Origin of the sequence: Streptomyces sp. NPDC021080, assembly GCF_044333225.1 — a bacterium.
GTDB lineage: Bacteria > Actinomycetota > Actinomycetes > Streptomycetales > Streptomycetaceae > Streptomyces.
In genome coordinates this window covers 1-19,237 of record NZ_JBIRQM010000022.1, presented here as the reverse complement: position 1 = coordinate 19,237, position 19,237 = coordinate 1, and the positions used below count along the sequence as shown (strand labels likewise).

16 protein-coding genes are annotated in these 19,237 nt (G+C 71.2%); 8 read left to right on the top strand and 8 right to left on the bottom strand.

Annotated features, from left to right (window positions below; translation table 11 throughout):
* The first annotated feature begins 73 nt into the window (after nt 1-73).
* Nucleotides 74-436, top strand: coding sequence for a hypothetical protein (locus tag ACH4S8_RS38740; protein WP_398402858.1), 363 nt, complete (start codon nt 74-76; stop codon nt 434-436).
* A 44-nt stretch (nt 437-480) separates the two neighbouring features.
* Here ACH4S8_RS38740 and ACH4S8_RS38735 read toward each other — a convergent pair whose 3' ends face one another.
* The gene (locus ACH4S8_RS38735; protein WP_398402856.1) at nt 481-966 is read right to left on the bottom strand and encodes an ATP-binding protein; all 486 of its coding nucleotides are present in this window, start codon (nt 964-966) and stop codon (nt 481-483) included.
* Between the two features lie 265 nt (nt 967-1,231).
* On the opposite strand from ACH4S8_RS38735, the gene ACH4S8_RS38730 reads away from it, so the two are divergent.
* The 3 genes from ACH4S8_RS38730 (at nt 1,232) to ACH4S8_RS38720 (ending at nt 4,200) form a co-directional block, all read left to right on the top strand.
* The gene (locus ACH4S8_RS38730; RefSeq protein WP_398402854.1) at nt 1,232-2,083 is read left to right on the top strand and encodes a helix-turn-helix domain-containing protein; all 852 of its coding nucleotides are present in this window, start codon (nt 1,232-1,234) and stop codon (nt 2,081-2,083) included.
* 3 nt (nt 2,084-2,086) lie between these two features.
* Nucleotides 2,087-2,278, top strand: a complete 192-nt coding sequence (locus ACH4S8_RS38725; protein WP_398402852.1) for a DUF397 domain-containing protein — start codon at nt 2,087-2,089, stop codon at nt 2,276-2,278.
* 65 nt (nt 2,279-2,343) lie between these two features.
* A complete protein-coding gene (locus ACH4S8_RS38720) occupies nt 2,344-4,200 on the top strand; it encodes a hypothetical protein (RefSeq protein ID WP_398402851.1) in 1,857 nt (618 codons plus the stop codon).
* Nucleotides 4,201-4,229: 29 nt separating this feature from the next.
* On the opposite strand, the gene ACH4S8_RS38715 is transcribed toward ACH4S8_RS38720, so the two are convergent.
* The 3 genes from ACH4S8_RS38715 to ACH4S8_RS38705 form a co-directional block, all read right to left on the bottom strand.
* Nucleotides 4,230-4,967 (bottom strand): hypothetical protein, encoded by a 738-nt coding sequence (locus tag ACH4S8_RS38715; RefSeq protein WP_398402850.1) that lies wholly within the window; start codon nt 4,965-4,967, stop codon nt 4,230-4,232.
* 196 nt (nt 4,968-5,163) lie between these two features.
* A complete protein-coding gene (locus ACH4S8_RS38710) occupies nt 5,164-5,580 on the bottom strand; it encodes a DUF4304 domain-containing protein (protein WP_398402848.1) in 417 nt (138 codons plus the stop codon).
* 61 nt (nt 5,581-5,641) lie between these two features.
* Complete coding sequence (locus ACH4S8_RS38705; protein ID WP_398402846.1) at nt 5,642-6,070, bottom strand: Imm1 family immunity protein; 429 nt, start codon at nt 6,068-6,070, stop codon at nt 5,642-5,644.
* 167 nt (nt 6,071-6,237) lie between these two features.
* Here ACH4S8_RS38705 and ACH4S8_RS38700 point away from each other — a divergent pair, with 167 nt between their 5' ends.
* A complete protein-coding gene (locus tag ACH4S8_RS38700; protein WP_398402843.1) occupies nt 6,238-7,587 on the top strand; it encodes a hypothetical protein in 1,350 nt (449 codons plus the stop codon).
* A gap of 95 nt (nt 7,588-7,682) precedes the next feature.
* Here the strand turns inward: ACH4S8_RS38700 and ACH4S8_RS38695 are convergent, their stop codons facing one another.
* A complete protein-coding gene (locus tag ACH4S8_RS38695; protein ID WP_398402841.1) occupies nt 7,683-8,414 on the bottom strand; it encodes an HNH endonuclease family protein in 732 nt (243 codons plus the stop codon).
* 160 nt (nt 8,415-8,574) lie between these two features.
* Between ACH4S8_RS38695 and ACH4S8_RS38690 the strand changes: the two genes are divergently transcribed.
* Together ACH4S8_RS38690 and ACH4S8_RS38685 are read left to right on the top strand one after the other, a co-directional pair.
* Nucleotides 8,575-8,766: an antitoxin gene (locus ACH4S8_RS38690; RefSeq protein ID WP_398402839.1), complete on the top strand. Its 192-nt coding sequence runs from the start codon at nt 8,575-8,577 to the stop codon at nt 8,764-8,766.
* Between the two features lie 165 nt (nt 8,767-8,931).
* Entirely contained in the window at nt 8,932-9,546 is a 615-nt protein-coding gene (locus ACH4S8_RS38685) for a TetR/AcrR family transcriptional regulator (RefSeq protein ID WP_398402837.1), read from the top strand.
* 92 nt (nt 9,547-9,638) lie between these two features.
* On the opposite strand, the gene mfd is transcribed toward ACH4S8_RS38685, so the two are convergent.
* The 3 genes from mfd to ACH4S8_RS38670 all read right to left on the bottom strand — a co-directional run bounded on the left by mfd (nt 9,639) and on the right by ACH4S8_RS38670 (nt 17,034).
* On the bottom strand, nt 9,639-13,190 hold the full coding sequence (gene mfd, locus ACH4S8_RS38680; protein WP_398402835.1) for a transcription-repair coupling factor: 3,552 nt from the start codon (nt 13,188-13,190) through the stop codon (nt 9,639-9,641).
* Between the two features lie 479 nt (nt 13,191-13,669).
* Nucleotides 13,670-16,249, bottom strand: coding sequence for an ABC transporter permease (locus ACH4S8_RS38675; protein WP_398402833.1), 2,580 nt, complete (start codon nt 16,247-16,249; stop codon nt 13,670-13,672).
* The gene (locus ACH4S8_RS38670; RefSeq protein WP_398402831.1) at nt 16,246-17,034 is read right to left on the bottom strand and encodes an ABC transporter ATP-binding protein; all 789 of its coding nucleotides are present in this window, start codon (nt 17,032-17,034) and stop codon (nt 16,246-16,248) included. Before ACH4S8_RS38670 ends, ACH4S8_RS38675 begins: the two co-directional genes overlap by 4 nt.
* 452 nt (nt 17,035-17,486) lie before the next feature.
* On the opposite strand from ACH4S8_RS38670, the gene ACH4S8_RS38665 reads away from it, so the two are divergent.
* On the top strand, nt 17,487-19,013 hold the full coding sequence (locus ACH4S8_RS38665; protein ID WP_398402829.1) for an MFS transporter: 1,527 nt from the start codon (nt 17,487-17,489) through the stop codon (nt 19,011-19,013).
* Nucleotides 19,014-19,237: the final 224 nt, after the last annotated feature.

Genomic DNA, 19,237 nt, shown 5'->3' with positions numbered 1-19,237 from the left:
GGAACATGGCGCCCCCGAGCGGTTCTCGGGGCCCGGGAATCCTCTCGGGGTTCGTGGGTTCTTCGGGGGTGTGATGGACAAGCGCTTGGAAGCCGGCTGGTTCCAGCGGCTGGCGTGGTCGGTTCTGGCGGTCGGGTCGGTCGGCCTGCTGGTGTGGGTGCCGTTCCTGTACGTGGCGATCCGCCGGGGGCGGGGGTCCGACTGGGGCGCCTTCGTCGCGTTCGCGCTGTACGAGGTGGGGTCGGTGTCGTTGGCGAACGTCCCGGCGGACAAGGGGAACTCGGCCTTGGGCCTGGTCGCCCTCACCACCTTCGGCCTGGCCGTGTGGCTGCTGCTGGGCCCGCTGTTCGACAAGCCCACTCCGCGGAACGCCATGGCCGGCGCGGCGCCCGCCCCCTGGCCGGGCCAGGGCGCAGGCAACCCCTATCTGCACTGACCACACCCGCGCGGACGGCCACGTGTTCGCGGGAACGCTGCCGGTCACGCGCTGACGCGCGCCGGGGCCGCCGCCCACGGCGGCCCCACTTCGCACCACAGCACCTTGCCGTTCCGGCCGAACAGGTCGTCGCCGAGCGGGTGCCCGCCCCAGGCGTCCGCGTAATGGCACACGAGGAAGAGCCCCCTCCCGCCGTCCACTTCGGCCGGCACGGGGCCGAGCACGCCGTGCCGCTTGTCGAACGGGGGCGGGATGTGCGGGTCGGCGTCCCAGACGCTGATCCGCAACCGGCCTCCGTCGAGAGCCCGGAGCCGGAGCGTCGAGGGTCCGCCGGAGTGCCGGTAGGCGTTGGTGACGAGTTCCGAGGCGAGCAGTTCGGCCGCGTCGGCGACACCGGCCATCCCGTGCCCGCCGAGAACCGCCCTGAGGGTGACCCGGGCGACGCGGGGCGCGAGCGGATCATGCGGAAGCTGGAGGGCGTACGCCCAAGAGGGGGACGCATCGGACTTCTCCGGGGATACGGTGACCATGAACGCCTCCTGCGGCGGGGGTATTCGGGTTCGCTCTGCTGGTCCGGCCGGGCGGTGGCATGTCGCGCGGGTACGTCGGCACGCAGGTGGTGGCGTGCGGGGGCGCGGTGCGCTTCCGGCTTACGGGCGGGGGGAGTTGAGCGACTTGGACTCCACGACCGTAGAGCCAAAAGTGATAGCCCTGCTACCTTCACCGTGATAATCCCGGCGGATTCACTCATGTGAGGGACCGCAGCCGATCCGTCGTCCGGCGAGAGGAACGGCAGTGCCGCCCACCAACACACCGACCCTGCGGCAACGACGTCTCGGCATCGAACTGCGCAAACTCCGCGAGCACGCCGGACTCACCTCCACCGACGCCGCGGGCAGCCTGGGCCTGCAGCAGGCGCGGCTCAGCATGATCGAGGCCGGCCGCTACCCGGTGAGCGCGGACCGCGTACGCGCCATCGCGCGCACCTACGACTGCGTGGACGAATCCCTGCTGGACGCCCTCACGGCGATGACCGGGCGGCGCACCCGCGGCTGGTGGGACGAGTACCGCGACCACCTGCCTCCCGACCTGGTCGACCTCGCCGAACTTGAGCACCACTCCTCAGAGTTGAGGGTCTCCCTGGCCATCCACATCCCGGCCCTGCTACAGACCCCTGACCACACCCGGGCCATGCTGCGGGAGGCCGTTCCCGCCTTCCGCGCTTACGAGATCGAGCACCGACTCTCGCACCGCATCAAGCGCCAGACCGTCCTGCACCGCGCTGATCCCCCGCCGTACACCGCGCTGCTCCATGAGTCGGCCCTGCACATCCAGTACGGCGGACCGGCCACCGCCCGAGGCCAGTTGACTCATCTCCTCGCTCTCAGCGAGGAGGACCACATCACGCTCCGGGTGATCCCCTACGCCTGCGGCGGCTTCCCCGGAAACGGGCAGTCGATCAACTACGTGCACGGCACCGATCCTCACCTCGACACCGTGCAACTCGACACCCACCACGGCTGTGACTTCCTCGACGCACAAGCCCAGTTGGCGAAGTACCGAACTATCCTCGACCGCATGGAAACCGTCGCGCTCAAGCCCGCGCCCACGCGCGACCTCGTCAACAACATCATCCGGAGCCTGTGAGCGGTGCCCGCCATAACCCCATACACCTGGCAGAAGTCCACGTTCAGCCCGGATGGTTCGGACTGCGTCTACGTGGCCACCACCCCCACCGGAACGATCCTCCTCCGCGAGAGCGACGAACCGGAGACCGTCCTCGCCACCGGGCCACGCCAACTGGGCGCCCTGATAACCGCCCTGCGAAGGCCCCGCCGGTAGCGTCGCGCCCGGTGTCGGAGGCGGTCGATATGGTCGGCGCATCCGATCAGTCGAGGAGCGCGCGCATGAGACCTCCGGCCGAGCTGGACGACGTCCGCTGGTCCGACCTGGACCATGCCTACGGCCCCGCCGAGGACGTACCCGAGCTGATCGGCGCGCTCTACGAGGACGACGAGGAAGCCGCGAGCGAGGCGATCCACGAGCTCTACGGCACCATCTACCACCAGGGCACGATCTACGAGGCCTCGGCACCGGCGGTCCCCTTCCTCGCCCACGCCGTGCTGCACGCGCCGCGCAAGCGCGACGAACTGCTGATGCTGCTCGCCGTCCTCGCCGACCACGACCCCGCGTTCGCCGAATCGCCGCACTGGCCCCGCAGTGATGTCGCCGCGGTCTGCGCGGAACTCTGCGCGGTGCTCCCCGAGTTGCTGCCGTGCCTCGGGGACCCCGAGCGCGGGGTGCGCCGGGCGGCGCTGCGGACGGTCGCGGCGGTGGCCGACCGGCTGTCGCCCGACCTGCGGGCCCTGGCTGTGAAGCAGGTCGAAGCGCTCTACGCCGACGATCCCGTCCCGGTGGTACGGGCGGACGCGGTGGTCGTCCTGAACCGGTTCGGCCGGGCGCTGGAACCCCTGGACAGCCCGCTGCCCGAGGTGCGGCTCGCCGCGGCCCAGCTGGTCGCCGAACGGTCGGGTCCGCCGTACGCACCCGAACTCGTGGAGGTCTTCGCCGAGGACGGCGCCGAACCCGACCCCGGGGACGACGACTACCCGTGGTCGGACAACGTCACCGAGGAGCAGCGGCTGACCGGCCTCCTCACCCGGGACCCTGGTGCCGCCCTCACCGTGGCCGCCCGCTGGATCGAGGCCGGGGACATCGGCTCGCGCGGTTCCTGGCTGGCCGAAAGGATCGCCGAGACGTGGCGCGACCGCGGACACGAGGTCCTGGACCTGTCGCTGGCCGCGCTGCCTCACCACGCCAGACCCACCTCCCTGCTCCGTACGATCGGCTACTGGATCGAGCGCGTGCCCGACCCGGACGCCGCCCTGCGGGAAGAACTCCACCGGTACGCCGAAGCCGACGACGAGACGGCCGGACCGGCACTCCTCGCCCTGGTGCACGCGCACGACCCCCGTGCCCTGGAGTTGGTGCTCGACCGCCCCTCCGCCCGGCTGCTCGCGGCGGCGGCGCGGTGCTTCCCGGAGGCGGCCGACCGGCTGATACCGGCGATCCGCCGCGAGCTGGCCGCGGGCGCCACCGGCAACGACGGCATCGCCCTGGTCCAGGCCCTGGCCCCGTTCGGCACGGCGGCCCGCGCGGCCCAGCCGGAACTGGTCGACTGTCTCAGGACCCGCCGCGCGGCCATCGTCGCCGCCCGCCAACTCGGCGCCGACGGCACGGGCACACCGGAGATCACCGACCTCCTGCTCGAAGCCACGCGGAACAGCGACGCCTCGCTGAGGGCGTCGGCGGCCGTGGCCCACTACCGGGTGACAGGTGACCCCGACACGGCACTGCGCACCTACGAGGCGCTGCTGTCGTCCGGGGGTCGGAGCAGCTGGTACCTGAGCGGACTGGAGCCGATGGGCCCCGCCGCCGCCCCGCTGCTCCCGCGCATCGAGCCCCTGCTGGAGGCCGGCGGCGACTGGACCCGCGAGGCCGCCGCCAAGGCACACCTCTGGATCACCGGGTCCCCGGACCGCGCGGTCCCCGTCCTCGCGGCCCTGGTGGGCCCCACCCCGGTCGGCCTGAGCGCCCTCAGGACACTCGCCACGACGGGCCGGTCCCCGAAGGACCTCCACCCCACCCTGCGTTCCTACGCCTCTTCCCCGAAGCGCCTCATGGCCGACTCCCCCGTCTCGGGCCAGAACCACGCGGACGACGAACTCCGCACGCTGTCCCGGTTGTTGCTCGCGATGGGCTGACGCTGCCGAGGACGACGGAGCGCATCTCCTCAGACTGTCAGGAGACCTGCCGCCCCGAGGGCGTCGGCCAGGCACTGAGCCTGCTCGGCACCGATACCCAGGGCGATCGGTACTCGGCGGGCGCTGTGGGGCGACGAGCACACGGCGATCGGGCTGTCGTCGGTGACGGTCCACCGGGGCTCGTGAGCGGGATCGGGCAGCAGGGCGGAGGCCAGCTCGTGGGCCGTGTCGGCACGCATCCCGCAGTGGACCAGTGCCCGAGCCACCACGTCGGTCGCCTCCTCGGGCATGTCGGCGTCACCGAGCATCGGAAGCAGGAGCAGCAGCCGCTGGGAGGGGTCGGCCAGACCCTCGCCGTCGTCCGGTGTGCTCGCGTCGGCGAGGGTGGTGAGCTCGTTCCAGGACAGCCCGGGACCCGCGTGGTCGCCGCCGCAGTCCCCGAGGAAGCCGAGCCGCCCCCACGCGGGATGGCGGACGAAGAACTCGATGTCGCTCATGTCCTCGGAGTTGGCGTACACGACGTAGGCCGTGTGTCCGCCGTCGAAGGGGACGCGCAGGACCGGCCACGGCTGCCCGGTGTCCCCGAGGCGGTCCTCCATGGCGTCGTACGCCGAGGACTCCACGCCGTAGCGCTCCGGCTGCTCTCCCTGGTCCCCCATGGTCAGCAGGACGTGGGCGAGCCAGAAGGCCGGATCGCCCGCGAGCCGCTCACCGGCGACCAGCTCGACGTCCTCGTAGTACTCCGGAATCACCAAGGCATCGCTCATGGCCGGAGGGTACTCGGAGCCGTGTGAAGGGCCGGATCACCGAGACGGTCCGCCCCCGATGAAGCCCTTGAGCCCGTCCTTCCAACGCCGTTCGAAGAAGTCCGCGGACGTCTCTTCGACATGCAGACCGCCATCGGCCTCGAGCTCCGACCACGGCGGAACGCGCTCCGGGTCGAGCTCCACGAATCGCGCCGCATCAGTCCGTCTTCAGTCGTCGCCGCTCCAGGAGCGCGGGTACCGCATACTCCTCGCACGCCGACAGAACCTCGCGCCCGATCTCATCCGGATCGCTGTCACTCGTGACGGTCCACCAGAAATCCTGCCCGCCGGGCATCAGCTGACCGATCCTGCCCCACCAGGCCCCCTTCCCATAGACCATGTTGGGACTTGGCCGAGACGGATACTTCGCGCCCGAACTCAAAATGTCTTGCCACTTCTCCTTGGAAACGGCGGCGATATTGACCGTGAAACGCAACTGAGCCGCACTCGACCAGCGCGATTTTTGAATGCCCAACAGGAGCCACGTATCCGGATCGGAAAGCTCGAACACCTGCCCAGAGCCGACGAACCCGAGCTTCCGCAGCCCTGGGGCAACCCCGGTACGAATCGCCACCGAAAGCACTTCCCGCGAAGTCACCGTACGCCGCCTTCTCTGTCGATCCAGGCCCGGAGACCTAGAACTCCCCGTCTTTCCATTCGATGCACGCCGGAAGCCGTCCGCCGTTTTCAAGGAATTCCTTCACCGCCCGACGGACGAGTTCGACGGGGATTTCCGAGCCGGGCACGAACTCCCTCACGTGGCCGAGCAGCATGTATTCGAGTATTCCGCGGTCAATCGAGCCTTTCGACGCGAAGCCGTCATCTTCCGTGAAGGCCAGTGCGCCCATCCGGGCGACCTTGCCGGTCCCGACCGCCAGCTCGTGATCTCGGTATCCCGACGGCAGCGTGGGGCGATCGAGCGAATAGACCACGGCACAGTTCTGGTCATACGGCCCGTTCAGCAAAGAATCGATGAACGAATCCACGTCGTCCGCGCTGCGGAGAACTTCGACCGTACGACCGTGCTCGGATTCGAACTGCACCTCGAGCCCCTTGACCGTCATCCAAGACCTCCAAAAAAGTGTGCTTGCCAGCCGGGCGCAAGCCTCCCAGGTGCCCGGCGCGGACCCCGGCGCACCCCACCCCCTACAACCTTCCGCCCCGGCGGGTCGTCCAACTCTCAACCGGCGATGCCTACTTGCCGGGAACTCTGTCCCGTCTGGGGGATGCCATGAGTTCTGTCTCCGTCGGTCGATTACTGCGTCACGGAGCATGTGCCGGAGCCGTGGGGGCGCTGGTGGTCGCCGGTCTCGGGAGGGGGGTCGCCTTCGCCGACGACCCGGCGCAGAGCGATCAGCTGTGGATCCAGGTGCCGTACGAGCAGACGGTCGTCGTCGCTCCGGACGGCGGTGCGGCGCCGTACCGGTCGCTGGCGCTCGGCCTCTACCACAGCAACGACAACTTCACCGTGACCGACGGGCGGCTGACCGTCGACGTCTCCGGGCTCACCGGGGTCGCCGAAGTGGTCTGGCCCGACAACTGCACGCCGAACGGCACGGGCACCGTCGCCGTGTGCGACACCGGGGACGTACCGACCGAGTACACGGCACAGGTGCAGCTGAAGGTGCGCGCCACTGCCGGCGCCGCCGTGGGAGCACAGGGTGCGATCGAGTACTCCGCCGAGGCCACCGGCGGACCCGACGGCACGCTCGTCTCCGCCGCGAACTCCTTCAAGACGCTCGTCACCGTCGGCTCCGGCCCGGACCTCGGCCTCGGCGCCCCGCGAGACGTCACCGGCGTCGCGCCCGGCAGCCGCCTGACCGTGCCGTTCTCCGTCACCAACACCGGCAACGAGACCGCCCACGGTTTCAGCGTGCAGATGTGGGCGACGTACGGCCTCGACGTCGTCACCCGCTACCCGCAGTGCACCTACACCGGGCCGGACGACAGCGGCCCGTACCTGCCCGTGACCTATGTGACGTGCTCCTTCGACACCGCCGTGGCCCCCGGCGCCACCGTGAGGCTGCCGAAGCCGCTGCGGCTCGCCGTCACGCACCACGCGCTGTACGACCGGTTCGACTACGCGATCGAGCCCGACGGGGGCGCCACCGACCTCGATGAATCGGACAACAGCCGCTCCTGGCGTATCGACGCCGACAACACCGCCGACTTCGCGGTGCGCGGCGCCGAGGCGAGCGGCGCGGCCGGAGACACCGTCACCACCGCCTTCCGCTTCGTCAACCACGGTCCGGCCTGGGCCGCCTACAGCTCCGGCGAGCCGATCGCGGTGATCGACTTCTACCTCCCCGAGGGCACCACCGCCACGGATGTACCCGACGCCTGCTTCAGCGCCTGGACCTCGGGCGACGACCCGGCCATCGGCCACTACATCTGTGGCCTGCCGATGTGGATCGAGCCGGGCCTGAAGGTTCGCTTCCCGTTCCGTCTGCACATCGACCGGGTCGTCCCCGACGCGACGGGCCACGTCATCGCCCGGCCCCGCTACGGCGGCACGTCCTTCCCCTTCGACCCGAACAGCAGGAACAACTCGGCCGAGGTGATCGTCAACCCGTCGGCCTGACGACACCGAAGGGGGCGAGCTCGCGGCTCGCCCCCTTCCGGTTCCGCCTCAAGAACACCGGGGCGGACCACCGGCGTCTCCGCGACCGGCAACGGTCACTTCGCGTGGAACCTCGCCGGAGCCTCGGTCGGGTTCCCGCCCGAGGGGAGCGTCTGCCCCGGGCATCCGCCCAGCACCTTCTTCATGGCCGCCTTCTCGGCGCCGGTGACCCACAGCCCGTACTTCTTCTTCACGGCGACCTGCGCGGCGACGTACGTGCAGCGGTACGCCTTGTTCGGCGGGAGCCAGGTCGCGGTGTCGCCGTCGCCCTTGCTGCGGTTGGCGCTCGCGCCGACGGCCCGCAGGTTGAGCGGGTCGTTGGCCAGCGCTATCCGCTTGCTCGCGTCCCAGTACTTGGCACCCGTCTGCCAGGCGTCCGAGAGCGCGACGAGGTGGTCGATGTCGACCAGACTGCGCCCGCGGACGAACGTGACGTCCTTGCCGCCGTACGGATCGGGCCGGAGCACCCCGCCGGACACCCGGCACCTGCCGTCGCTGAACTTCACGTCCTTCAGGTCCCGCTTGAGGATGTCGTCACGGGTGTCGCACCGGTTCGCGTCGGTGTCGGCCCAGGCCGTGCCGAACCGCTCCCTGCTGTACCCGGTCTTGGGCGCGCGCCCCTTCACGGTCAGCGAGTCCACGGCGGTGAGAGCGGCGCCACCACCGCCGGCCGTCGGCTCCTGGGTTCCCGCCGACCCCAGGGCGTCCTTCTTGCAGCCGCTGGCCCCGGCACCGATGACGACCAGTGCCACCATGACGGCGGCCGCCCCACCCCTCAGACGTGCCACGACGTCCTCCTCTTCGCCTCCCCGGTCCGTCCCGATCGGACGTGATTCCCGTCTGCCCAAGGTAACGGCCCGCACTCCCCGGCCATACCGGGCATCGATGGGCAAGAGGCGCACGCCGGGCGTATCGTCGATCGTGAGTCACCTCGGGAAGGAGCTCTGGATGGGCATCTTCGACAGGTTCAAGCACAATCGGGCCGCCCAGGACAAAGCAGGCGCCATGTCCGACGCCGCCGAGAAGCAGGTCAACAAGAAGACCGGCGACAAATACGCGGACAAGGTCGACGACGCGCAGCAGAAGGCCGAAGGCGCGATGGGCATGGACCGCAACCGCGACCGGCCCCCACAGTCGTAGCCGGAGCGATTCGAGAACCGCCCCCGCCGAGCCCCACCACGGCACACCCGCCGGGTGGGGCCGGTCTCGTCCCGCGTCCCCGTCCCCGTTCCGCCGGAAGCCCCTGTGCCTGTCGCCCCGGCGCCCAGAACTTGGCAGTGCCTAGATACGGCGTACGCTGCTGTCATGGATACCGGGAAGTCCGGCGGCCCGGCTCCCGCGAGGACCGGCGGCCCCGCGCGCCCGTATCACCACGGGGATCTGCCCCGCGTGATCCTCGGCACCGCTCTCGACGTCATCGCCGCCGAGGGGCCCGCCGCGGTGAGCCTGCGCGACCTGGCCCGCCGCGCGGGTGTCTCCCACGCCGCCCCGGCCCACCATTTCAAGGACCGTATCGGCCTGCTCACGGCCATCGCGGCCGAGGGCTTCGGGCTCCTGGCGGCCGCGCTCGACGACGCCGAGGACCTGCGCGACGCGGGCGTTCGCTACGTGCGCTTCGCGCGGGAGCATCCCGCCCACTTCCAGGTCATGTTCGCCCCGGAACTGCTCCGCGCGGACGACCTGGAGCTCACGACGGCCCGGACGCTCGCCGGCGGGCGGCTGCGGGCCGCCGTGTCGGCGATCCCCGCGGAGGGCGGCGGCCCCGACACCCGCCTCGCCGGCATCGCGGCCTGGTCCCTCGCCCACGGCTTCGCGACACTCCTGATCAGCCACAACCTGGACGGCCAGATGGGCGGGCAGGACCCCGACGAGGTCTTCGACGCCCTGACGGGCATGCTGTTCCACCCCCAGCGACCCTGACCGGTTCGCGAACCGCGCCCGGACCGCACACGGGCACCGGACCGCCTCCGCACATTCCGGCGATCCGATGCCCCGCTGCGCCCTGCCCTGCCCTAGGACCCCAGCACCGAAGCCAGGAACTCCCCGGTCCAGCCCAGCAGTTCCCGCCCGACCAGCGGCCTTCCGCCGACCTTCGCGGTCTTCGGGCGCGGGACGAGGACCTGGTGGGAGGTCGGCTTGATGACGGTCCCCGGATACAGGCGCTTGAGGCGCAGCTCCTGGGACTCCCTCAACTCCACCGGAGCGAAGCGGACGTTGTTGCCCTGGAGGACGATCTCGCCGACCCCGCAGGCCCGCGCGAGCATCCGCAGCCCCGCCACCAGGAGCAGGTTCTCGACCGGCTCCGGCAACTTGCCGTAGCGGTCGACGAGTTCCTCGCGTACCGCCTTGACGTCCTCCTCCGTGTTCGCGGAGGCGATGGACCGGTACGCCTGCAGGCGCAGCCGCTCGCCCGGCGCGTACTCGTGCGGGACGTGCGCGTCGACCGGAAGCTCGATCTTGACCTCCAGCGGCGGCTCCTCCTCCGCACCGCCCTCCAGCGAGGCGCGGTAGTCCGCGACCGCCTCGCCCACCATGCGGACGTACAGGTCGAAGCCGACTCCGGCGATGTGGCCCGACTGCTCGCCGCCGAGGAGATTGCCCGCGCCGCGGATCTCCAGGTCCTTCATCGCCACGTACATGCCCGCGCCCATCTCGGTGTGCTGGGCGATCGTCGCGAGCCGCTCGTGGGCCGTCTCCGTCAGCGGCTTCTCCGGCGGGTACAGGAAGTAGGCGTAGCCGCGTTCCCGGCCGCGGCCGACCCGGCCGCGCAGCTGGTGCAGCTGCGACAGGCCGAAGTTGTCGCCGCGCTCCACGATCAGCGTGTTGGCGTTCGAGATGTCGATGCCCGACTCGACGATCGTCGTGGAGACCAGCACGTCGAACCTCTTCTCCCAGAAGTCGACGACCACCTGCTCCAGCGCCTGCTCCCCCATCTGGCCGTGGGCGGTGGCGATCCGCGCCTCGGGGACGATCTCGCGGAGGCGGGCCGCCGCCCGGTCGATGGACTCGACCCGGTTGTGGATGTAGAAGACCTGACCCTCGCGCAGCAGTTCACGGCGGATCGCGGCGCCGATCTGCTTCTCCTCGTACGGGCCGACGAAGGTCAGCACCGGGTGCCGCTCCTCCGGCGGGGTGGTGATCGTGGACATCTCCCGGATGCCCGTCACCGCCATTTCGAGCGTACGGGGGATGGGGGTGGCGGACATCGTCAGGACGTCGACGTTGGCGCGCAGCTTCTTGAGCTGCTCCTTGTGCTCGACGCCGAAGCGCTGCTCCTCGTCGACGATGACCAGACCCAGGTCCTTGAACTTCGTCTCCGCGGAGAACAGGCGGTGGGTGCCGATGACGAGGTCCACCGAGCCCTCGCGCAGCCCCTCCAGGACCGCCTTGGCCTCGGTCTCCGTCTGGAAGCGGGACAGGGCGCGGACGTTCACCGGGAACTGCGAGTAGCGCTCGGAGAACGTGCCGAAGTGCTGCTGCACGAGCAGGGTCGTGGGGACGAGGACCGCGACCTGCTTGCCGTCCTGCACCGCCTTGAACGCGGCGCGGACCGCGATCTCCGTCTTGCCGTAGCCGACGTCGCCGCAGATCAGCCGGTCCATCGGGACCGTCTTCTCCATGTCCTCCTTGACCTCGGCGATCGTCGTGAGCTGGTCGGGGGTCTCCGCGTAGGGGAAGGCGTCCTCCAGCTCACGCTGCCAGGGCGTGTCGGCGCCGAAGGCGTGGCCGGGGGCCGCCATGCGCGCCGAGTACAGCTTGATGAGGTCGGCGGCGATCTCCTTGACCGCCTTCTTGGCGCGCGCCTTGGTCTTGGTCCAGTCGGCGCCGCCGAGGCGGTGCAGGGTGGGGGCCTCGCCGCCGACGTACTTGGTGATCTGCTCCAGCTGGTCGGTGGGGATGTAGAGGCGGTCGCCGGGCTGGCCGCGCTTGGCGGGGGCGTACTCGACGACCAGGTACTCGCGGGTCGCGGACTGGACCGTGCGCTGCACCATCTCGATGTAGCGGCCGACACCGTGCTGTTCGTGCACGATGTAGTCGCCGGTCTCCAGCGTCAGCGGGTCGATCGTCTTGCGGCGGCGGGCCGGCATGCGGGCGCCGTCCTTGCCGGCCGCCTTCTGGCCGGAGAGGTCGGTCTCCGTCAGGACGGCGAGGCGCAGCGCCGGGTCGACGAAGCCGTAGTCGATGGAGCCGCACGCCACGTGCACGACGGAGGGGCCGATGTCGGTGAGGTCGGTGTCCAGGCGGGCGGCGATGCCCTCGCCACCGAGGACCTCGACGGTGCGGGCGGCGGGGCCGTGCGCCTCGGTGACGTAGACCGTGTGCCAGCCGTCGGCCAGCCAGCCCTTGGTGTCGGCGAGCGCGCGGGCGGTGTCGCCGCGGTAGGTCTCGGGGGCGTGCATGCCGAGCTTGAGGGTGTCCCCCACCCCGCCGGCGAAGGCGTCCGTGAGGTCTCCGTCGGCGGCGAACGGCGACACCGACCACCACATCATGTCCAGCTCGCGCGCCCGGTCCCGTACGTCCGCGATGGACCACAGGGAGGCCGCGCCGACGTCGATGGGTGCCTCGCCGCCCCCGGCCGTCGCCGCCCAGGAGGCCTGCAGGAACTCCTGCGAGGTCGCGACCAGGTCGGCGGCCCGGGTCCGTACCCGCTCGGGGTCGCACACGATCGTCATCGCGCCCTCGGGCAGGACGTCGAGGAGCAGTTCCATGTCGTCGACGAGGACCGGGGCGAGCGATTCCATGCCCTCCACGGCGATGCCCTCGGCGATCTTGCCGAGGAGTTCGCCGAGCTCCGGGTGGGCCTCGGCGAGGGCCTCGGCCCGGGCCCGCACGTCCTCGGTGAGCAGCAGTTCGCGGCAGGGCGGCGCCCACAGGCCGTGCTCGGCGACCTCCAGCGACCGCTGGTCGGCGATCTTGAAGTAGCGGATCTCCTCGACGTCGTCACCCCAGAACTCCACCCGCAGCGGGTGCTCCTCGGTGGGCGGGAAGACGTCCAGGATGCCGCCGCGAACCGCGAACTCGCCGCGCTTCTCGACGAGTTCGACCCGGGAGTACGCGGCTGCCGCGAGCGCCTCGACGGTCTCGCCCAGGTCGGCGCTCACACCGGTGCGCAGGACGACGGGTTCCAGGTCGCCGAGGCCCTTGACCTGCGGCTGGAGAACCGAGCGGATGGGAGCGACGACGACGGAGACCGGGCCGGTCTCGGGGTCGTCGGGGCGCGGGTGGGACAGGCGCCGCAGGACGGCGAGGCGCCGGCCGACGGTGTCGGAGCGGGGCGAGAGCCGCTCGTGCGGCAGCGTCTCCCACGAGGGGTACTCCGCCACGCCGTCCGGCGGGAGCAGGGAGCGCAGGGCGGCGGCCAGGTCCTCGGCCTCGCGGCCGGTGGCCGTGACCGCGAGCACCGTGCGGCCGGTCTCCCGGGCGAGCGCGGCGACGGCGAAGGGGCGTGCCGCCGGTGGGCCGACCAGGTCGACGTGCATCCGGTTGCCGTCGGCGGCGGCCTTCGCCGCCTCCGTGAGGGCGGCGTCCTTGACGACGGCGTCGAGCAGACCGTGCAGGCTCATGAAGGGCTTCCATCCCGGGGAGTGGGCAACGCGAGACGCCCGACACGTGGGACGGGCCGGGGGCATCCAGCCTACGACTCCGGACCCGCCCGCGCGTGACCGTCCACCGAGGGCCCCGCCCCGCGGGGTGAACCACCGGGCACCTCGGACCGACCCCCGGACCCGCCGCGCCGCCGGTCCGGCCCCAGGACGCCGCGCGCCGCCGGACCCGCCCCCGGGGCACACCCTTCCCCGGACCGACCCCGGCCCCCGCACCGCCGAACCCGTACCGCCGAACCCGCCCCCGGGACACGCCGCCTCCTCGAACCGTCCCCGGAACACGCCGCTTCCTCGGGCCGGCCCCAGGACACCGCGCGCCCCGGATCGGACCCGGACGCACCGCGGGCCCGGTCCGAGGAGAGCGTGTCTCCTCGGACCGGGCCCTGCGGGGCCACCGCGACCCCCGTCCACGGTGGCCCCTTCGGCCGCCCGACGGACGGCTAGTCGGTGGCGATCGCGTTCAGTACGTTCATCCGGCCCGCCCGGAACGCCGGGATCAGGGCGGCGAACAGACCCACGAAGGCCGATCCGACGAAGACCACGGTGATGGTCGGCCAGGGGATCTCCAGGACCTTCAGGCCCTGCAGGGCGAGGAGCTGCTGGGCGGTGGCGCCCCAGCCCATGCCCAGGCCAAGGCCGAGCAGCGCGCCGAAGAGGGCGATGACCACCGACTCCATCCGGATCATGCGGCGGAGCTGACGGCGCGAGAGGCCGATGGCCCGCATCAGACCGATCTCCCTGGTGCGCTCGACCACCGACAGGGCGAGGGTGTTCACCACGCCCAGGACCGCGACGATGATCGCGAGGGCCAGCAGGCCGTAGATCAGGTTCAGGAGCTGGCCGATCTGGTCCTTCATGGCCTGCTTGTAGTCGGTCTGGTCGCGGACCTTGTACTCCGGGTAGTCGTGCAGGGCGGACTTCAGCGACTTGTAGGCGGCCGCCTGCTGTCCGTCCTTCGCCGAGGCGAAGACCATCGCGTCGAGGGGCATCTTGTCGGCCGGCACGTACTTGGCGAGCGTGGCGGTGGAGATGTACTTCGAGCCCGCGTCGATGACGACGTCGCTGCTGGTGATGGCCCGGACCGTCAACTCGGCGGTGGCGCCGTCCTTGAAGGCGACCTTGATCTTCGACCCGAGGTGGATGCCGTGCGCCTTCGCGAACTTCTCGTGGACGGACATCGAGTCGGGACGGTAGGCGTCCTTCAGCTCGCCGGCGACCGTCTTGGTCCGCAGGTCGGTGGCGTACGACGGGTCGGCCGCGGTGATGTCCGTGTCCTTGAGCGTCTTGCCGTCGGGGGTCGTGTAGTCGGCCGAGGTGACCTTGTACTCGGTGACCCGGGCCAGCCCCGGGGTCTTCTTCACGGCCTGCGCGGCCTGCGGGGTGATCGGCTGACCGCCGTCGTTCTGGATGATGAAGTCGGTGCCGACGCTCTTGTCGAGCTCGTCGGACGCGGAGGCGACCATGGAGGAGCCGACGACCGACAGGCAGGCGACCAGCGCGAGGCCGATCATGAGGGCGGCGCCCGTGGCGCCCGTACGGCGCGGGTTGCGCAGGGCGTTGCGCTCGGCCATGCGTCCCACCGGGCCGAACGCCCGCAGCAGGACCGCGCCGAGGACACGCACCACGCCGCTCGCGAGCAGCGGGCCGATCACGACGAACCCGAGCAGGCTGAGCACCACGCCGAGCCCGAGCCACATCGAGCCCACGCTCGCCTTGCTCGCCTCGGCGGCGAGGTAGAGGCCGAGGCCGCCGGCGCCGGTGAGGACCAGGCCGAGCACGGCCCGTACGACTCCCGCCTTCGCGTCGGCGGGGGCGCCGGCGTCGCGCAGGGCGGCCATCGGCGAGACCTTGCCGGCGCGGCGGGCGGGCAGGTAGGCCGCCAGGACCGTGACGACGATGCCCAGCACCATGCCGACCACCGGGGTCGTCCAGGCCACCGTCAGGTCGTCGGTGGACAGGTTCATGCCGGTCATGCTCATGAGCTTCATCAGGCCGACGGCGATGCCGATGCCCGCGCCGACGCCGAGGACCGAGCCGGTCACGCCGAGGAGCAGTGCCTCGACCAGGACCGAGCGGTTGACCTGCTTGCGGCTGGAGCCGATGGCCCGCATCAGACCGATCTCGCGGGTGCGCTGGGCGACGAGCATCGAGAAGGTGTTGATGATCAGGAAGATGCCGACCAGGAAGGCGATCCCGGCGAAGCCGAGCATCGCGTACTTCATGACGTCCAGGAAGCTGCCCACGTCCTTGCGGTTGGCGTCGGCGGTCTCCTTGGCGGTCTGCACCTTGTAGTGGCCGCCGGTCGCGGCCTTCACGTCCTGCTTGAGCCGGGCGTCGCTGACTCCGGCGGCGGCGGTGACGTTCACGTTGGTGTAGACGCCGGTCCGCCCGACGAGCGTCTTCTGGGCGGTCGGCGTGTCCAGGTAGAAGATGGCCGCGCCGGGGTTGGTGACGGTGAAGGTGGCGATGCCGGAGATCTTCGCGGTGTGCGTGCCGACCGCGTTGATCACGCCGATCTCGTCGCCGAGCTTCAGGTGGTGCTTGTCGGCGGTGTCCTTGTCGACCATCACCTGGCTGGAGCCCTTGGGCGCCGCGCCGGAGGTGACCTTCATCGTGCGGGCCTCGTTGGCGTTCCAGCTGCCGACGATGGTGGGCGCGCCGCTGGAGGGCGACAGGTTGTCCTTGTCGGCGTCGACGACGGTCACGGCGCTGGAGAAGACCGCGCCCTCCGCCGACTTCACGCCCGGCGCCGACCGCACCTGGGCGAGCACCGAGGCGGGCATGACCGGCGGCTTGCCGTTGCCGGACGTCGTCTCGCCGGTGTCCGAGGCGCTCTTGGCGCTCACGGTCACATCGGAGGAGGTGGCCGCGAACAGCTTGTCGAACGTCGTGTTCATCGTGTCGCTGAACACCAGCGTCCCGCAGACGAAGGCCACCGACAGCAGGACGGCGACGGCCGACAGGGCCATGCGTCCCTTGTGCGCGAAGAAGTTGCGCATCGAGGTCTTGAGGACGGTCATGACGTCCGCCCGCGGGAGTCGAAGTCCTTCATGCGGTCCAGGACCTGATCGGCCGTCGGCTGGTGCATCTCGTCGACGATCCTGCCGTCCGCGAGGTACAGCACCCGGTCCGCGTACGAGGCGGCGACCGGGTCGTGCGTGACCATCACGATGGTCTGGCCCAGGTCGTCCACCGAGCGCCGCAGGAAGCCCAGCACCTCGGCGCCGGCCCGGGAGTCGAGGTTTCCGGTCGGCTCGTCGCCGAAGATGATCTCGGGGCGGGCCGCCAGCGCCCGCGCCACCGCGACGCGCTGCTGCTGGCCGCCGGAGAGCTGGGTCGGACGGTGCTTGAGCCGGTCCTTGAGTCCCACGGTCTCCACGACCTGGTTCAGCCAGGCCCGGTCGGGCTTGCGGCCCGCGATGTCCATCGGGAGCGTGATGTTCTCCAGGGCGTTCAGCGTCGGCAGCAGGTTGAAGGCCTGGAAGATGAAGCCGATCCGGTCCCGGCGCAGCTGCGTCAGCTTCTTGTCCTTGAGACCGGTGATCTCGGTCTCGTCGAGGAAGATCTGCCCGGAGGTGACGGTGTCGAGCCCGGCGAGGCAGTGCATCAGGGTCGACTTGCCGGACCCCGAGGGGCCCATGATCGCGGTGAACCGGCCCCGCTCGATGTCCACGTCGACCTGGTCGAGGGCGACGACGCGGGTCTCCCCGGACCCGTACGCCTTGACGACCTGTCGCGCCCGCGCGGCGACGGCCGTACGCCCTCCAGTGCCCTCGTGCCTGGGAATGCTTACAGCCGATGTCACGGTATGTCTCCTAAGTCGGCCGACAGGGGGACCTGCCGGGCTGCGAAAGTCTGCGAGCGGGTGCGACGGGCCGCGGAGGTCCACGCCGTTTCGACGCGGTGCGGCGGCCACGTCGCCAAGTCTGCTGTCGGGAGGGGGTCGTACGCGCTGGTGCACGGCCCCGTCTTCTGCGGGGGAAAACCCCACCCCCGTGGGTGCGGTCCGTACGACCCGAACGCGTTCCCGACGACGTAAGACCAGGTTAAGAACGCCTTCGGCCCGTCTCCTCCTCCGACGGGACGAACCCTCCCCGACCCCTGGTGCGGAGATCCCCCTAGGGGTTCTCCACCCTCCGGTGGAGCGGTCCTCGGGGTCGAGTCCACCCCCGGGCCCACACAGCCTGCGCCCTCCCCCTGCGTGAGGCTCAAGTGGGAAGCTGGCACCGGCGGATAGATGCAGGGGGAAGGAATTTCGTGGGCGAGGGGGACACCGGGACACCGGTCGTACGCGAGCACGCCGTCCGGGCCGGCCGGGCCGAGACCAGGCGGCGGCGCGCCGTCGTCGCCGCGCTCATGCTGGCGATGGCGCTCGCCGCGCTCGACTCCACCGTCGTGTCCACCGCCGTTCCGCAGATCGTCGGCGACCTCGGCGGATTCTCGGTCTTCTCCTGGCTGTTCTCGGGCTACCTGCTGGCCGTCACGGTCACGCTCCCCGTCTACGGCAAGCTCTCCGACACCTTCGGCCGCAAACCGGTCCTCGTGACGGGCGCCGCGCTCTTCCTCCTCGGCTCGCTGCTGTGCGCCACCGCCTGGAACATGGCCGCGCTCATCGCCTTCCGCGTCGTCCAGGGCCTGGGCGGCGGAGCCCTCCAGGGCACCGTGCAGACCCTGGCCGCCGATCTGTACCCGCTCAGGGAACGCCCCAGGATCCAGGCCAAGCTGTCCACCGTGTGGGCGACCTCGGCCGTGGCGGGTCCCGCCCTGGGCGGAGCCCTCGCGGCGTACGCCGACTGGCGGTGGATCTTCCTGGTCAACCTGCCGGTCGGCGCCCTCGCCCTGTGGCTGATCGCCCGTCATCTGCGCGAACCGCAGCGGGCCGCCCCGGACCGACGGCCCCGGATCGACTGGGCGGGCGCCCTCGCGGTGTTCGCCTGCGGCGGCGTCCTGCTGACCGCGCTGGTGCAGGGCGGTGTCGCCTGGGACTGGCTCTCGGCCCCCTCGGTCACCCTGTTCGGTACGGGGGCGTGCCTGCTCGCGGTCGTCGTGACCGTGGAACGACGGGCCGCCGAACCGATCATCCCGGGCTGGGTGTGGCGCCGCCGGACGATCGCCGCGGTGAACCTGGCACTCGGGGCCCTCGGCCTGCTCATGGTCGCGCCCACGGTCTTCCTGCCCACCTACGCGCAGGCCGTCCTCGGCCTCGCCCCGGTCGCCGCCGGATTCGTGCTCTCCGTCTGGACGCTGAGCTGGCCGGTGTCCGCGGCACTCAGCCAGCACGTCTACCGCCGCATCGGCTTCCGGAACACGGCCATGCTCGGCATCGGCATCGCGAGCCTGCTCCTGCTCGCCTTCCCCTTCCTGCCCACGCCGGGCGAGCCGTGGCAGCCCGCCCTGCTGATGCTGCTGCTGGGCGGCGCGCTCGGGCTGTTCCAGCTCCCTCTGCTCATCGGCGTGCAGTCCACCGTCGAATGGGCCGAACGCGGAACGGCCACCGCCTCCGTCCTCTTCTGCCGGCAGACCGGACAGACCCTCGGGGCCGCCCTGTTCGGCGCCGTCGCCAACGGAGTACTGGCCGCACGGCTCGGCGGCGCCGGGGACCTCGACGCGGTGACCCGCGCACTGGACTCGGGCGCTCCGGCCGGGGAGCTGCGCGGCGCGGTCGCCGACGCGGTCCACGCCGTCTATCTGGGCGCCGCCGGCGCGGCCGCCCTCGCCTTCCTGGCCCTGCTGTTCGTCGCACCGCGCCGCTTCCCGGTGCTCGACGAGGACCCCACCGGCTGACCCCGGCCACCGCTCCTCGAACGCCGGAGGAGCCGAACCTTCCCCCACCGGGGCTGAACACCACGCCCGCACTCAAGCCACCGCACACCCGCAGCCGACAGCGCGCCCGAGGAGCCGAACCTTCCCCCGCCGGGGCTGAACACCACGCCCGCACTCAAGCCACCGCACACCCGCAGCCGACAGCGCGCCCGAGGAGCCGAACCTTCCCCCGCCGGGGCTGAACA